The organism is Mesorhizobium sp. M0678 (assembly GCF_040320505.1).
GTDB lineage: Bacteria > Pseudomonadota > Alphaproteobacteria > Rhizobiales > Rhizobiaceae > Mesorhizobium.
Genome location: NZ_JAMYPT010000025.1, coordinates 57080 through 71967 on the forward strand (window position 1 = coordinate 57080; position 14888 = coordinate 71967).

Genomic DNA, 14888 nt, shown 5'->3' on the forward strand with positions numbered 1-14888 from the left:
CGGCGGCCCCGCCCGCGTTTCCCATTGCTTTGGACAGATGAGAGAGCCCATGAATTTCCACGTCGAACGGCTGCGCCAGAACATCGTCGTGCTTTCGGGCAACACCCACAGGCCGTCGAAGTCGCGGACGCTGGCGCATCATCTCGGCGAGGCGCTGCGCGAAAGATTGTCTGTCACAGTAAATTTCCTCGATCTTGTCGATGCCGGCCGTGGTCTGGGTGCTGCGTTTACGCGAAGGGAATTGACGCCGGAGGCGCTGAATGTGGTAAACGCGGTCGAACAGGCCGACGCGCTGATCGTCACGACGCCGGTCTACAACGGCTCCTATGCTGGCCTGTTCAAGCATCTGTTCGACCTCATCGATCCACTGGCGCTCGTCGACCGGCCGGTCCTGATCGGCGCGACGGGTGGTGGCCAGCGCCATGCATTGGTGGTCGAACACCAGCTCCGCCCGCTGTTCGGCTTCTACTCGGCGCTGACCGTGCCAAGCGCCGTGTACGGCAGCGACAGCGATTTTTCCGATGGCAAGCTTGTGGATCCGCTGGTCCTGGCGCGGGCCGGGCAGGCCGTGGATCAATTCGTTGCCCTGCTTTCAGCGCGCCAGCCGAAGAGCCAACCGGTCCGGGCGGCTTCGGGCTGACGGATATCGGGTTCGAGCAGGTGCCGGATGCCTTGGACGGCCAAATAAGCAGAACGTTCGGTGTTTTGGCCGACATCGGCGACGGAACCATACGGAACGATACGGGAAGATTTCTGATTTTGGCCCACGAAAAAGTCAATGAAATCAATGCTTTTGATGCATCCTCCGGGCCCACCATTGTTATTATTTATCAATGACTTAGCGGTGTGTTTTGGTTCGGGTAGCCAAGTAATAACTGGCGAACCGCCGTCCATAGCGTTTGATTTTATTGACTTATGGTGGGCCTCCGGAGGCCGCAGATGTGTTGCCAGCCGCCGGTGGAGTGTCAGGATCGTTTATCAAGTGCTTGAACGACGCCGGCACGGTGTTCGGAATAGAAATCCGCGCATAGTCCCGTCGCAATCAACCTCGAATTACTGTCTGGATGCTACATCGGCCATCGCCGCACCCCACCCTGCGGCGATCTCGTAGCCCATGCGTGAGAAGCCGAATTCGCGATCGAATTTGTTCGGCGCTTTGACACGCCAGTTCTTCATGACCTCGCCCGGGAGGCCGCCAGCAGCGGTGACGACCAAGTCACGCTCGCCGGCGCGGAGTTCACGACGGCGATCATTTGGCGTAGCTGGGAACAGGCCGGCGACGTCAGGCAAGACCGTCCGGCTGCACCTAGGAAGTTAGTCGCGACCCACGGCGGACCGCTCCGTACGCGCGCGCGGCGTACGGCAAGCTGCTAGCCTCAATCTCCGGATGAGATCAGAGTCGCTCAGACCGGGTCTTCAGGATCTGGTACAGCACGTTTCGGATGCGCTGCCAAACGGTTAGCCGGTTGATCACGCCTTCGCCTCCTGTTCATCGCAGATGAATGGGCTGCGGTTCAGATGATCTGTGCCGCCAGCGCCACGCCGACCAACGACGTGCCGACCCCTGCCGTGCGGATGGCTCGCGGCCAGCGCCGAAGTGTTAGGGCGGCTAACGCGCCGGTCGCGTGAAGAGCCGAAGTAGCGATCACGAAGCCGACCGCATAAGCGATGCCGCTGGCCGTCTCGGGAATTTCGAGGCCATGGGCATTGCCGTGGAAGAGGGCGAAGAGAGCAGTCAGCGAGGCGGCCACAGCGAGCGGAAGCGGCTTGGCAAGCGCCATCATGGCGCCGAAGACCACCAGCGATAGCGTTATGCCGGTTTCCAGTGAGGGCAGGCCGATGCCGGCGATACCGAGCAGGGCGCCAGCGAGCATCGCCGAGACAAAGCACGACGGCACGATGATGATCCCCTTGCCGCCGGCGCGAGCGGCAATGATGCCTACAGCCATCATGGCAAGCAGGTGGTCCATACCGGTCAGCGGGTGCTGAAGGCCGTCTACAAACCCGTGGGCATGAAAACCGCCGCTATGGGCGAAGGCCAATGAGGGGATGAGGGTTGTGGCGGCTGCCAGGGCGAGTCTGCCGAAGAATGAAAGCGTTCTGTTCATGGTTCTTGACCTGTTTGATAGAGGTGCGATCGGTTCAAGGCCGGTGCTCATTGTCCGGCCCCTGGCATGGTGAATTGTGCGGCGCCGGACCTGTCGGCCAGAAGCCGCGCCTCGCCGAAGTCGAGGAGTCTTTGTCCCCTGCCGTCATGGTAGACGAAGGCCAGGCGGCGCCGGCGCGACGTCAGTTTCGCGGGCAGCGGGTGATAGGTGACGCCAGCGCCGCCGATCATCGGCATGACGGCGCCGACATCGACCATGTCCTGCGTCTCGACGCGCAGGAGATGCAGCCGCATGCCGTCGGCGGTTTCGCCGACGAAGGGAATTCCGGCGAGGCGCAGGAAACTGGACGGGTCGGGCGCCCGCGAAAACCCTTCGAGAAACGCGATCTCGACGAGATCGAGATCCGTCGCCCGCGCGTCGGCGGGTTCGGGCGCATGGTCGTGCGGTAGATGCGGTGTCTGCCATTGCAACGGCTTGCCGGCCGGCCCGTTGTGGCCGACGGGGTGGGGATGGTGATGATGACCGTTCGGCCCGTGATGGTGACCGTCGCCATGGTCATGGCTGTGGTGGTGATGATCATCGTGCATGATCAAAAGCTCGTCGGCTTGTCGATGATGGATTTGTGTTTGCCGAGATTGCCGTGCGCGACCATCGAGCCCAGCGCCTCGACGACAACCCGCACGCCAAACAGCGCCGTGATGTCTGACGTGTCGTAGGGCGGCGACACCTCGACCACTTCCAGTCCGCAGATGCCGGGCGCCGACACTAGCCCGAGCAGCTTCAGTGCCTCGCGCGGCAGGAAGCCACCGGGCTCCGGCCAGCCCGTACCCGGCACGAAACCGCAATCGATGCTGTCGACATCGAAGGAGATGTATACCGCGTCGGTGTCCTTCCATGCGAGCTCGAGCGCGATCTCCGCCGCCTTCTCCAGCCCCATCTGTTCGATATCGGAAATCGTCAGCACGTTGGTGCCGCGCTTCCGCGCCTCGGCGACGCCGTAGCGCGGCACCTGCCAGCCGCCGATGCCGAGCTGCACCAGATTGGTGGCCGAGACGTTCGGCAAGTTGGTTGCCCAGTACCAGGGCGTCGTGTGCATACGTTCGTCGAGATCCTTTTCCTGAATGTCGATGTGGCGGTCGAAATGGATGATGCCGATGCGCTTGGAGGTCACGTCGGCGATACCGCGCACGCACGGAAATCCGATCGCATGGTCGCCGCCGAGCATGATCGGCAGCGCCCCGGAAGAGGCGAAATGGCTGACGCCCTTGGTGATCTGGTCGAAGCTCTTTTCGAGATTGGCGGGGATGGTGAAGACGTCGCCGGCGTCGCAAAGCGTCATCTGCTCGCGCAGGTCGACACCGAGCTCGTAATTGTAAGGCGTGTAGAGCGCCGAGATGCGGCGCATGCCTTGCGGCCCGAAGCGGGCTCCGGGCCGGTAGGTGGTGCCGCTGTCGAAAGGAATGCCCATGACGGCAGCGTCATATCTGCCGACATCGCGGACGTTCTCGACATAGGGCGCCTTGAGGAAGGTGTTGATGCCGGCGAAATGCGGCAACTCGCCTCGCGCGAATGTCGGGATCGACTTGTCGATGATCGAATCCGATCCGGGCAGGCCCATGTCGAGTGCCCATTTCTGTTCCTTGCGCCAGCCATCCTCGGGCAGCTTTCCTTCCGCCTCGATCGACTTCCAGCCCTGCATGTCGCGGATCTCGAAGTTCGGATGGTGGAAGCGTTGGCGTGGCTGGTGGTCGGTGAGCCCGGCGCGACGATGCCGGCGTTCTGGACTATCTCTGTGCATGAAACCTCCTTCACGACGCCGTCGTCGCGATTGCGCTATCCAGTCGGGTCGTCCCGACCATCGCGGCCACTTCGGCCACGTCTCGTGCGGAAGCCCGGTGCTTGCGGTCGAGCTTCAGATCGTAGGTGATCGTCGCGCCATAGGCGGACGGGAACTGGGGGTCGTGGCGCACCTTGTCGAAGACCAGCACGCGGGTGCCGAGCTTGAATGCCTCGCCGATATCGTGGGTGACCATGACCACGGTCATGCCGTGCTCGGTCCAGAGCTCGGTGAGCAGCTCATGCATCTCGATGCGAATACCGGGATCGAGTGCGCCGAACGGCTCGTCGAGAAGCAGGATCTGCGGCCGGCCGAGCAAGGTCTGCGCGATCGCCAGCCGCTGCTGCATGCCGCCAGAAAGCGTGGCCGGATAGAGATCGCGCGCATGGCCAAGCCCGACCCGTTCCAGCATGGTTTCGGCTTCTTGCCTGGCGCTTTTGCGCCTGGCGCCGAAGACGCGGCCGAACGGTCCGCCCGAACGGAAGTCCTCGACCAGCAGCAAGTTCTGCAGCGCGGTCAGATGCGGGAACACGGAATAGCGCTGGAAGACGATGCCGCGCTGCGGCGTCGGTTCCGGCACGATCGGCTGGTCGCCGACGACGACCACGCCGCCACTTTGCTGTTCCTGGCCAAGCAGGATGCGCAGGAATGTCGATTTTCCACAACCGCTGGCGCCAACCAGCGACAGGAATTCACCCGCTTCGGCGGAGACATTGACCCGTTCCAGCACGCGGGCGTCGCCGTAGCTCTTCTCCAGCCCATGGACGAGGATCCGGCTCATCTGGTCCGCACCGGATGCGCCCAGGGCGAGATGATGTGAGAGAGCCGCACGAGCAGCCAGTCGGTCATCACCGCAAGCAGCGTGATCCAGGCGACGTAAGGCAGGATGACGTCCATCGATAGGTAGCGACGAACGAGGAAGATGCGGTAGCCGAGCCCCTCGGTGGAGGCGATGGCTTCTGCCGCGATCAGGAACAGCCAGGCCGGCCCAAGCGCCAGCCGTACGCAAGTGATGAGGCGCGGCATGACCTGTGGCAGCACCAGCCTGAGCACCATGGTCCAGCTGTTGCCGCCGAGCGTCTGTGCCTTGGCGACGAGCTCCGGCGGCAATTCCATCACCCGGTTGGCGATGTCGCGCACCATGACCGGTGCGACGCCGAGAGCGATCAAGGTGATCTTGGCCGTTTCGCCGAGGCCGAGCGCAATGAACAGGATCGGCAGCAGCGCCAGTGGCGGGATGACGCAGACAACTGTGACCAAGGGCAGCAGAAAGGCCCTGACGCGCGGGATGAAACCTATGGCGACGCCGAGGCTGAGCGCCACCAGCGTGGCCATGCCGACTCCGGCGAACAGCCTGATCAGGCTGGCATAGGTGTCGGCCCACAGGATCAGGTCGCCGGAGCGCTTGTCCGGCACTGTCGCCAGGTCTGAAAAGGCCGACCACATCTGTGCAGGGGAGGGCAGCAGCTTGTCGCTGGGATTGACCGCCAGCCTTTGCGACGAAGCGAAGAGATAGGCAATCGCCACGGCGGCAAACGGCAGCGTCCCAAGCAGCAACGCTCCGCCGCGCGAGACCGTCGCGTTGATGAGGCGAAGCCGCGCTTTCGGCCTGCTAAGTTGCAGGCGCGCGACTTCGGGGCCTGCTGCGGCCTGCATGATGCCGGTTCCTCTGGCTAGCATGTCGCGCTCCCGCGTCAGAGCGTTCCGCCCGCCGCCTCTGCCATAAAGGCCTGATCGAAGCGCAGCTTGACGTTGTTGACGTCGCCCAGCGTCGAGCCGTCGGGGAAGCTCATGCCGATCACGTCGACGCTCGGCGCGTTGGTACCAAGAATGCCGTGGCTGAACAGGAAGTTGCGCACCAGATCCATGGTCTTCGGCAGTTCGGCGCCGTTGGTGAATGCGACCGCCTTGGCCGGCTCGAAGAACATCGCCGTTGATGCAAGCTGAGCGTCGAAACCGGCAAGATCCGTCCCCGACGCCTTGGCCATCTCTTCCTTGGCCGCCTTGCCTTCGGGCGTACCCGACGTCATCAGCGCCATGGCTTCATACCATGCACCGACAAGCGCCTTGCCCAAGGCCGGATTGTCCTTCAGCGTCGCGGTGTTGACGACCATCATGTCGATGATCTCGCCGGGGATCTCAGTCGAATCGAATACCTTGTGGGCGCCCGGCATGGCAGCGATTTCCGAGACCAGCGGATTCCAGGTGACGACGGAGGTGACGTCGCTGGTGCCGTAGGCAGCGACCATGTCGGCATCGGAGGTGTTCACCACCGTAATGTCCTTTTCGGCCAACTCCACCGTCTCCAGCGCGCGCGCAAGTAGGTAATGTGAGACGGAGAGCTCGACGAGATTGACCTTCTGGCCGGCAATATCCTTGAGCGCGGTCTTGTTCTTGAGGATGACCGCGTCGTTGCCGTTGGAGAAATCGCCGACGATCAAGGCCGTCGTGTCGACACCGCCGCCGGCCGGGATCGAAAGCGCATCCATGTTGGTCATCGAACAGCCGTCAAAGCCGCCGGCCGTGTACTGGTTGATGCTCTCGACATAGTCGTTGATGCGGGTGATCTCGACATTGATGCCGTATTTGTCGGCCCACTTCTTCATGATGCCGCTGTCGGAAAGATAGCCCCACGGCATCCAGCCGACATAGATCGACCAGCAAATCTTGAAGTCTTTCTTGGGCGCCGCTTGCGCGGCTGAGATGAAGGGGAGGCTGAGTGATGCGGCTAGGATGATTGTGGCCAGTTTGCGAAACATTACATACCCCTGTTTGCGATCCGGATTGCGTCCGAACGTCTGTTGGGGGGTTCACGGAGCGCGCATCCGGGAGAGGTTCGCGCCAGCAAACCCGTGCAGGGTTCTCCCGGGATTTTGGCCCGCCGTGTTCCGCCAGATGCCTCAATGCATCTCAAGCGGTCGCGTCTCTTGGACCAGCACCGTGATCGACACGGCCGGAACCCTAGACGCTCTGCACATGAATAACGAAGCAAGGGGCGTGCCAGTCCGGAAAGCCGTCCTGAGGCGGCCTTTCCCCGGATTTGCAGGCAATCGCGTTATGCTGATGCCACAAAAGTCATCGCAACGCCGACGGATTAGGCAAGGAAAATCTAGCGTCAACCAATATGAGCAAGCTTGTGCCCTGGGGACCTCCGCTGATCGCACCCTGCTCTATGGTCGCCCACACATACATGCCCAATAGGGACACGTTCGGGAAGGGCGTGAGCGCGCGGCGGATCCGGATGCCAATTGGCGCCGACCCATGTGACGAGTGCGCCCGATCGTGCAAGGGCAATTCGTGAAATAAGCGCGACTGCAATGATGCTAGGCAAGCCCGATCGCGTGTCGGGAGGCAGTTGTGAAAGTTGCGATCATCGGACCAGGCTCGCTCGGGAAGGCCTTGGCGAAATGTCTTGGCCTCGCCGGGCACGAAATTCGCCTCAGCTTCAGTCGTGACGAAGGCAAGTTGCGCGCAATCGCGGCAACCCTCCGTGTTGGCTTCGGTGCCCCTGACGAAGTAGCGAGATGGGCCGACGTAATTGCCCTGGCGACGCCATGGCCGGCTCTCGAGCTGGCGATGGACGCGCTTGGCGATTTGTCGGGCAAGATCGTCTGGGACAATACCAATGCAGTCGCACCTGACCTTTCCACGATGCTGCTAGGCACTACTACGTCTGTAGGCGAGGAGGTTCAGAGGCGCGCGCGGGGCGCCCTTGTCGTCAAGTGCATTCCGACCTTTGCCGAATTGCTTGACAGGGATGATCCGCGTCTCAACGGCGATCCGGTGACGAGCTATGTCGCCGGCAATGACGCAGATGCCAAGGCGGCGGTTTGCCGGCTTCTCGCCGATCTGCCGACAATACCGGTCGATGTCGGCGATCTCACGGCCTCGCGCCTGATCGAGCCGATGATGCTGCTATTGGTCCAGCTCGCCTATCGGCGCGGGATGGGGCCGACAATTTCCTTCAATCTCATTCGACAGGACGGACGGACTCATGACTGATTATCTACCCGCGCGGCGCAAGGCGATTCCAGTAGGACGTCTGCTGATCGATGGCCAATGGCGCGATGCCGTCAGTGGCGAGACTTCGACGACTTTTGATCCGACCACGGAGGCGGCGATCACCGATATTGCGAAGGCGGACGTCACCGACACGAGCGATGCCGTCGCGGCCGCGCAGCGGGCTTTCGAGCAAGGACCCTGGGCGCGGATGCATCATGAGGAGCGCGCCAAGATCCTGTTTCGCATCGCCGATCTAATGGACGAGCGGGCCGAGGATTTCGCGGTGCGCGAGGCGATGGATATGGGTATGCCCTATCGCGATTTCCGCGATATCATCATGCCGCACTGCTCAGGACTGTTCCGCTTTCATGGCGGGCTCGCCATGAGCGCGATGGACGGCGCCTATCGTACCAGCTACGAACCAAATATCAGGATCCTGACGCGGCGCGAGCCGCTCGGTGTGATCGCTGCGATCACCCCGTTCAATTTTCCCCTCGCGCTGTCCTGTTCGAAAATCGCGCCGGCACTCGCGGCGGGTAACACGGTCGTTCACAAGCCTGCGACCGACACGCCCCTGACGGCCCTCGCCTTGGCGCAAGTGATCCTCGACGCGGGCGTGCCGCCAGGCGTCTACAATCTCGTCACCGGCCCGGGCGGCACCATCGGCGACGCGTTGGTCAACGATGCCCGCGTCGGCAAGATCGCCTTTACCGGGTCGACCACCGTCGGCCAGGGCATCATGCGCAACGGTGCCGGGACGATGAAACACCTGACCATGGAGCTCGGCGGCAAGAGTCCCAATATCGTTTTCGCCGATGCCGATATCGATGTCGCGATACAGGCAGCCTTCTGGGGCATCTTCTGGAACAAGGGCGAAGTCTGCGTCGCCGGATCGCGCCTGCTGGTTGAACGCGCCTGCTATGACGAGGTCGTCGAGAAGCTGAGCGCCATGGCGAAGTCGGCGACGCTCGGCGATCCGCTGGACCCTGCGACGATGATCGGGCCGATCGCATCGCGGGGCGAGTATGACAAGGTCTTGAGCTATGTCGAAGAGGGCAAGCGCACCGCGCGACTGGCCGCGGGCGGCGGCACCCGCCAGGTCAACGGCAAGGGCCTCTTCATCGAGCCGACCATCTTCGCCGATGCGACCAACGACCTAAGGATATCGCGCGAAGAGATTTTCGGCCCTGTCCTGCCGGTGATTCCATTCGACAGCGAGGAGGACGCGATCCGGATCGCCAACGATACGAGCTACGGGCTCGCCTCGGGCATCCAGACCAGCGATCTCGGCCGCGCCTTGCGGCTCGCCGACCGGATCAAGGCAGGCACGGTCTGGCTGAACTGCTGGCACAAGTACCATCCTAATGCGCCGTTCGGAGGTTTCAAGATGAGCGGCTATGGCCGCGAGCAGGGCCGCGAGGCGTGGGAAAGCTACACCCAATACAAGACGATTTGGGCGAATCTTGGCGAACCAGTCGAGATGGCGCGATGAGCGTGCGCGATTCCAACCCACTCGACCCGCGGCATCCTAAACGCGTCGCGATGGTCCTTTCAAACCCGGCTGTGTCAACCACCACAGGCTGGCCGGTCGGGTTTTGGTGGAGCGAGTTAACTCATCCCTGGCTCGCCTTCACCGAGCGCGGATATGGAGTCGCGATCTTCTCGCCTGAGGGCGGCAAATGCGAGGCGGATGCGTTGAGCGACCCGCGCGATCCGTCCGGCTATTCGGATACGGATCTGATCTCGCTCGGTTTCCTGTCGACGCCGAAACTGGCGGCGCTGGTGGAGACGACCCGGCCCATCGCAGAGCTGTCGGTCGACGCGTTCGACGCTATCGTCGTCGCTGGCGGCCAAGCGCCGATGTTCACCTTCGAAGGCGCAACTGAGTTGCAGCGGCTGTTCATCAACTTTTTCGCGGCCGGCAAGGTCGCGGCCGCCTTGTGTCATGGCGTCGCGCTGCTGCGCTACGCTCGCCTCTCAACCGGCGAGCTGCTGGCCAAAGGGCGCACTGTTACGGGTTTCGCCAATGTCGAGGAAGACTTCGCCGACAATGCCGTCTGGGAGATGGGCGCGCTGCCACACGGTACGCATCTGATGCCATGGCGGATCGAGGATGAGATGCGTGCGCTCGGCGCGAATTATGTTCAGGCCGGGCTGTGGCGCGATTTTGCCGTGCGCGACGACAATTTGATCACCGGCCAGCAGAACTTCTCCGGAGCGGCGACCGCCCGTCTTGTCATCGAGGCGCTCGGTGGCTGAGGACCAAAGACCGCTCCTGTCGGTGAAGTTCGGGAGACAAACTCGCCGTCAGGGCGGGCGATGCCAAACGACATCGGCCCAATAGGATCCGGGTCCGTCCAAGAACTCCACCTCAAACAACCACTATCAGCAGCGAGGATGAACCATGGCCGTAGTGACGACACTTGATATTGCCGGCCTGACGGCCGAAGATTATAGCCGCATCCTCGATCGGATCGGCGTGGAGAAACGGCCCGCTGGCGGCATCTACCAGCACATCGCGCATGCCACAGACGATGGTTATCGCATCATCGAGATATGGGACGACAAGGCAGGCCTGGAGCTCTTCTTGCAGGACACATTGTTTCCCGCCGCACAGGAACTGCAAGTTCAGCGTGAAATGACCATTATGACCCAGACACTGCACAACATCTTTGTGCCCCGGATTGGTGAACTGACTGCCCTGGCAAATGATGCGCCTGGTGGACCAGTCAAACGGGCAAAAGTGTAGGCATCAAGGATCGAGGATGCGGCGATCGATCATCGAAGTCCTGGAGGAACTTGCGTCCGGACGCCCGGTACAACGATGGTGACCGCGGCAAGTGCAAAGAGGTTGTTCTTTCCTGCCGGCGACTATCGCCATGCGCCGGCCGGAGTCGTTCAGCTGCGTGTGATTCGCAGCGGTTCATCCTATGCAGAGATCGATCTTGGCCGCGGGCTGCGGCGCGTCTTCACCCGCCCCGGCGACCTGCTGCTCAGTCTTCCCGAGCGTGCCACGCGGTTCAAGATCGAGGAGCCGCGAGAGCTGACGATGATCACCGTTGACTCCGCGCTGGCGTCAAGGCTCCTGGTATCCGCAGGCGGGACCCCCGAGGACCTGGCAATCCTGACCGATCGACCGATACGCGATTCGCTGGTGGCCGAGTTGTGCCGACGCCTCGAAGGCGACCCGCCAGCCAACCCGATCGTCCGCGAATGGACGCTGGGCCTGGTTTTCGCGAACCTGCTCCGTCTCGGGCATGCACGCCAGCGGCAGCAGAAGTCTCCGGTCCTAACCTCGCAGCGGTTCGACCGGGTCCTCGCTGCGATTGACGGCGATCTGGAAAAGGGGGTGTCGATCGACCATCTTGCCGGAATCGCGGGAATACCACGACGCGCCTTCACCGCCGCCTTTCGCGAGGCGACGCAATTGCCGGTACATCAATTCATTTTACGCCGCCGCGTTGATCGCGCGGTCGAGCTTTTGGAAAATAGCGATCTGCCGCTGGCCGAGATTGCTCAGCACGCGGGTTTCACTCACCAGGCCCATATGAATCGCGTCGTGACCCGATTGAAAGGGCTGTCGCCAGGCCGGCTGCGGTCTCGCAGGCGCGACGGCTGACTTGTGATCTATTCCAGCATCAGGATTCGAATGGCGGAGATGTGAGTTGCTGAAACGTCCGTTGGCTAAGATGCCCGACAGTTTGCGTGCAGAGCTCGAGGCCGCAAATCTGATGACTGCTTTCGAGCAACGGCCTCCCTATCAGCGCAATGATTACTTGCATTGGATCGAGCGCGCCCGTCACCCGGAAACACGCCGAAAGCGCATAAATCAGATGATTGACGAGCTTACGAAGGGAGGAATCTACATGGGAATGCAATAAGAGCTGGCATCGCCGCGAAGCTAGCAGATCCGTCAACGATCATCTTCCGATCCGTGGCCTATCGAGATCGGGTGCTTTCCGCATTGATCTTCATCGGTTTCCCCACGCTTTTGCGCAGATTATGCAGGGAGCCAATAGTGACAATCGAACCTATCCTCCATTTTCGTTTGCGGCAGGTGGCCATATGATCGTGACATCGCAAACCAATAACGTGCTCGGCAGCACGTCAGGGAGGTGGCGCGTCTGGTCGCTCTCGGACGGTTACATCGAGATGCCGGCGGACCTTCTGCGGGACCCGCAGGATAATCCGGTGCCGCAAGCTGCGTTGGCAGGGGCGCTTCGCCTGTCTGTCAATTGCTTCGCGCTCGCAGGTCCAGGCGTTGACGGCGTTCTGATCGACAGCGGAGGAGGGGGCTGGGCTCCGACAGTGGGGCGTCTTGAGCAGGCCATGGCGGAAGCCAAGATCGACCCGGCTTCGATCACGGTCTTGGCGCTCACCCACGCCCATCAGGATCATGTGCACGGACTTTTGACCCCCGACGGCCGAGTGCTCTTTCCAAACTTGAAGGCGATCGCTATTCCCGAGGCGGCTGTGGGGAGCTTTTTCGCTTACGCGCACCTTGCGCAGTTCCGGCCCCTGCTGAAGCCTGTCCAGAATGGCGACCAGGTGGGTGAGCGATTGAGGGCGGTCGCCCTGCCCGGTCATGCTGCCGGTCATACCGGCTACGCGTTCGACTCGGACGAGGACCGTTTCCTATTCTTCGGGGACGTCGTTCATGTGCCGGCCTTGCAGTTCGGCAATCCCGCGTTCAGTTGGGGCTATGACGACGATCAGCTGACCGCGCGCGCAACCCGCCTAAAGGTTTTCAGTGACGCGGCCGAGGCGGGGACGTGGATCGCCGGCGCGCACCTTGGCTGGCCGGGCATCGGCCGCGTGCTGCGTAAGGGCGAAGCATACGGCTATGAGCCGGCAGGAGGACGAGTGACCGGATAGGCGGCCCGGTGCTGATCGGTTTATACCGCTCTCTTCGCCCAAGGCAAGGATCTCGACGAGCAGCGCGTCGCACTCCGGCGTCCTCAACGGCGGCGCTACCATCGTCCGGCCCACCAAAATATCTGATTTTGATCCACTGGCGGCCGATCGATGCCTGAGGCTTACCGGATCGGCGTCTCGCCGCGAAACAGCGGCTGGTGCGCCCGCATCAAGGCGGCGATCCGGTCGGCGACTTTCCGTACCGGCGGGGAATGACGTTCCTCGTGATGGGTGACGATCCATTGGTCGGTTTCAAGTTCGGGGATAGGCTGAGCAACGCGAACCAGCCGCGGATCGCCGTCACCGACGAAGCACGGAAAGACCGAAAGGCCGGCGCCGGCGGCCACCAGTTCGCGCACCGAATGGGTGTTGTTGCCGCGTACGGCGATGCGGTCGCCGTGATGGGCTTGCAGCCAGCGCGCCGAGGCAATGTTTGCGCCTTCGCCGGTGACGCCGACGAACAATCCGGCGGCGATGCCGTTGATCAGGTGACGTCCGGAATAAATGGCGTGGGCGACCTTGCCGCTCTGACGGCCGGCCAGCCACTGCTCGGTCGGGCGCTCGCTGCGGATGCCGATGTCGGCGGCACGGCGGCCGATGTCGACCCGGTCGGTGGTGGTGACAAGCTCTACCCTTATGCCGTCATCGACCGTCCAGATCTCGCCGATATGGGCGGAAACGAAGGCCGAGGTCCATGGCCCGGCCGAGACGCGGACAATGCGGTCGGGCAGGTTTCCCTCGCGCCAGCGGGTCAGCGACTGCATTGCCGCCTCGACGTCTTCGGCGCGCCGCAGCAGTTCCTCGCCGACCGGGGTCAGCCGGTAGCCGGTCTGCTGGCGCACGAATAGAGGTTCGCCGATCTGCTTTTCGAGCGCGGTGACGCGTCGTCCAAGGGTGGCTGCGCTGAGGCGCGTTGTTCCCGTCGCTGCGCTCAAGCCACCCAGCCGCGCAACGTCGAGAAACAACCTCAGATCGTCCCAGCCGATATCCATTTTGCAGAAATGAAAAACTCCTTGCGACCGTGGCTGTAGCGCAAAGCGGGCATCGTGCGCAAGTATGCAGGCATTGGAGGCGTTGGACAATCCTGCCCGGCGGGACAGGGACAAGCGCCTCGGCTGGCCAAGAAGCGAACTGAACCCTTTCGATCGCGCATGCGATTCGCGCAGAGGTTTTGCGCTTCCGACCAACCCAGGCGCGCAGGCATTCTGCGTACCAAAGGAGACGATCATGTTGGATGAACTTCGATACCGTTTCGCCCGCTGGATTGCCTATCGCCAGACGCTTGCGAGCTTGAGGCAGGCCCGGGACAGCACACTGGCGGATGCCGGCATTTCTCGCGAAGAGATCCGCGAGCGTGCCCGCCACGCCAGCTTGCGTCGTTGAGGAGCCGGGCATGCAGATGATGATGCTTTGGGATGGCCGCTCGGTACCGCGCATCGGCATCGGCACCTGGGCGGCGGGTGGCCCCGCGCGTTGGCGTGACACGGCGACAATCTATGGCGAGGTCGACGATATCAGGTCGCAAGCCGCGCTGGCGATGGCTTATGAGATCGGCGCGCGGGTGTTCGACACGGCTGCCGCCTACGGCGCCGGCAATGCCGAACTGATCCTCGGGCGGGCGTTGAGGGGTAAGGACGAAGCCGTCATCGTCACCAAGGTCGGCTATTTCGGCGATCCCGAAACGCGTAAGATCGCACCCGAGGATGCCTCTGCCGCGGCAATCCGGACATCGATCGACAATTCGCGGCAGCGCCTGCAGCGGGATTGTATCGACGTCGTGCTGCTACATATCAACGAGTATCCGATCGAGCGCGCCGGCGAGGTGTTCGATACGCTCGGCCTGTTGCGCCAAGAGGGCAAGATCGGCGGCTTCGGCTGGAGCACCGATCACCGCGAACGGCTTGCCGCCTACGCGCCGCGCGAGGGGTTCGTCGCCGTAGAGAACGACTTCAATGTGTTTACCCCGGCGAACGAGCTGATGGCCGTTGCGGCGCGCGAGAACCTCGTCTCGTTCAGCCGGCTGCCGC

18 protein-coding genes and 1 riboswitch are annotated in these 14888 nt (G+C 62.5%); of the genes, 10 read left to right on the forward strand and 8 right to left on the reverse strand.

The genetic code is table 11. The features are described from left to right. The first annotated feature begins 49 nt into the window (after nucleotides 1-49). Complete coding sequence (msuE, locus tag NKI29_RS28705) at nucleotides 50-640, forward strand: FMN reductase (protein WP_352647926.1); 591 nt, start codon at nucleotides 50-52, stop codon at nucleotides 638-640. 413 nt (nucleotides 641-1053) lie between these two features. Here the strand turns inward: msuE and NKI29_RS28710 are convergent, their stop codons facing one another. From NKI29_RS28710 to NKI29_RS28740, 7 genes are all read right to left on the reverse strand, one after another. Next, nucleotides 1054-1290, reverse strand: coding sequence for a thiamine pyrophosphate-dependent enzyme (locus NKI29_RS28710; RefSeq protein ID WP_023679460.1), 237 nt, complete (start codon nucleotides 1288-1290; stop codon nucleotides 1054-1056). A 224-nt stretch (nucleotides 1291-1514) separates the two neighbouring features. Continuing rightward, nucleotides 1515-2108, reverse strand: coding sequence for a HupE/UreJ family protein (locus NKI29_RS28715; protein WP_352647928.1), 594 nt, complete (start codon nucleotides 2106-2108; stop codon nucleotides 1515-1517). 47 nt (nucleotides 2109-2155) lie between these two features. After that, the gene (locus NKI29_RS28720; protein WP_352578213.1) at nucleotides 2156-2695 is read right to left on the reverse strand and encodes a hypothetical protein; all 540 of its coding nucleotides are present in this window, start codon (nucleotides 2693-2695) and stop codon (nucleotides 2156-2158) included. 2 nt (nucleotides 2696-2697) lie between these two features. Continuing rightward, entirely contained in the window at nucleotides 2698-3906 is a 1209-nt protein-coding gene (locus NKI29_RS28725) for an agmatinase family protein (protein ID WP_352798039.1), read from the reverse strand. Nucleotides 3907-3916: 10 nt separating this feature from the next. Then, a complete protein-coding gene (locus tag NKI29_RS28730; RefSeq protein WP_023679465.1) occupies nucleotides 3917-4726 on the reverse strand; it encodes an ATP-binding cassette domain-containing protein in 810 nt (269 codons plus the stop codon). Continuing rightward, nucleotides 4723-5601, reverse strand: a complete 879-nt coding sequence (locus tag NKI29_RS28735) for an ABC transporter permease (RefSeq protein ID WP_352587526.1) — start codon at nucleotides 5599-5601, stop codon at nucleotides 4723-4725. Before NKI29_RS28735 ends, NKI29_RS28730 begins: the two co-directional genes overlap by 4 nt. Nucleotides 5602-5639: 38 nt before the next feature. Continuing rightward, nucleotides 5640-6704: a putative urea ABC transporter substrate-binding protein gene (locus NKI29_RS28740; RefSeq protein WP_023679467.1), complete on the reverse strand. Its 1065-nt coding sequence runs from the start codon at nucleotides 6702-6704 to the stop codon at nucleotides 5640-5642. 101 nt (nucleotides 6705-6805) lie between these two features. Beyond that, nucleotides 6806-6921, reverse strand: a riboswitch (guanidine-I (ykkC/yxkD leader). A 381-nt stretch (nucleotides 6922-7302) separates the two neighbouring features. Between NKI29_RS28740 and NKI29_RS28745 the strand changes: the two genes are divergently transcribed. From NKI29_RS28745 to NKI29_RS28775, 7 genes are all read left to right on the forward strand, one after another. Beyond that, complete coding sequence (locus tag NKI29_RS28745; protein WP_352578215.1) at nucleotides 7303-7947, forward strand: NADPH-dependent F420 reductase; 645 nt, start codon at nucleotides 7303-7305, stop codon at nucleotides 7945-7947. Then, on the forward strand, nucleotides 7940-9439 hold the full coding sequence (locus NKI29_RS28750; RefSeq protein ID WP_352637691.1) for an aldehyde dehydrogenase family protein: 1500 nt from the start codon (nucleotides 7940-7942) through the stop codon (nucleotides 9437-9439). Before NKI29_RS28745 ends, NKI29_RS28750 begins: the two co-directional genes overlap by 8 nt. Then, nucleotides 9436-10206, forward strand: coding sequence for a type 1 glutamine amidotransferase domain-containing protein (locus NKI29_RS28755; protein WP_352798042.1), 771 nt, complete (start codon nucleotides 9436-9438; stop codon nucleotides 10204-10206). Before NKI29_RS28750 ends, NKI29_RS28755 begins: the two co-directional genes overlap by 4 nt. 145 nt (nucleotides 10207-10351) lie before the next feature. Next, nucleotides 10352-10696, forward strand: coding sequence for a hypothetical protein (locus NKI29_RS28760; protein WP_023679472.1), 345 nt, complete (start codon nucleotides 10352-10354; stop codon nucleotides 10694-10696). Nucleotides 10697-10771: 75 nt separating this feature from the next. Then, entirely contained in the window at nucleotides 10772-11566 is a 795-nt protein-coding gene (locus NKI29_RS28765; protein WP_352623095.1) for a helix-turn-helix domain-containing protein, read from the forward strand. A 70-nt stretch (nucleotides 11567-11636) separates the two neighbouring features. Continuing rightward, nucleotides 11637-11828, forward strand: a complete 192-nt coding sequence (locus NKI29_RS28770) for a YdeI/OmpD-associated family protein (RefSeq protein WP_031212580.1) — start codon at nucleotides 11637-11639, stop codon at nucleotides 11826-11828. A gap of 184 nt (nucleotides 11829-12012) precedes the next feature. Further along, a complete protein-coding gene (locus NKI29_RS28775; RefSeq protein ID WP_023679475.1) occupies nucleotides 12013-12822 on the forward strand; it encodes an MBL fold metallo-hydrolase in 810 nt (269 codons plus the stop codon). Nucleotides 12823-12983: 161 nt separating this feature from the next. Here the strand turns inward: NKI29_RS28775 and NKI29_RS28780 are convergent, their stop codons facing one another. Beyond that, entirely contained in the window at nucleotides 12984-13853 is an 870-nt protein-coding gene (locus NKI29_RS28780) for a LysR family transcriptional regulator (RefSeq protein ID WP_352501394.1), read from the reverse strand. A gap of 235 nt (nucleotides 13854-14088) precedes the next feature. Here NKI29_RS28780 and NKI29_RS28785 point away from each other — a divergent pair, with 235 nt between their 5' ends. Together NKI29_RS28785 and NKI29_RS28790 are read left to right on the forward strand one after the other, a co-directional pair. Beyond that, a complete protein-coding gene (locus NKI29_RS28785; RefSeq protein WP_156937304.1) occupies nucleotides 14089-14244 on the forward strand; it encodes a YjiS-like domain-containing protein in 156 nt (51 codons plus the stop codon). 10 nt (nucleotides 14245-14254) lie between these two features. Continuing rightward, nucleotides 14255-14888: aldo/keto reductase (locus NKI29_RS28790; RefSeq protein ID WP_352798043.1), on the forward strand; the 634-nt coding region annotated here is incomplete at its 3' end.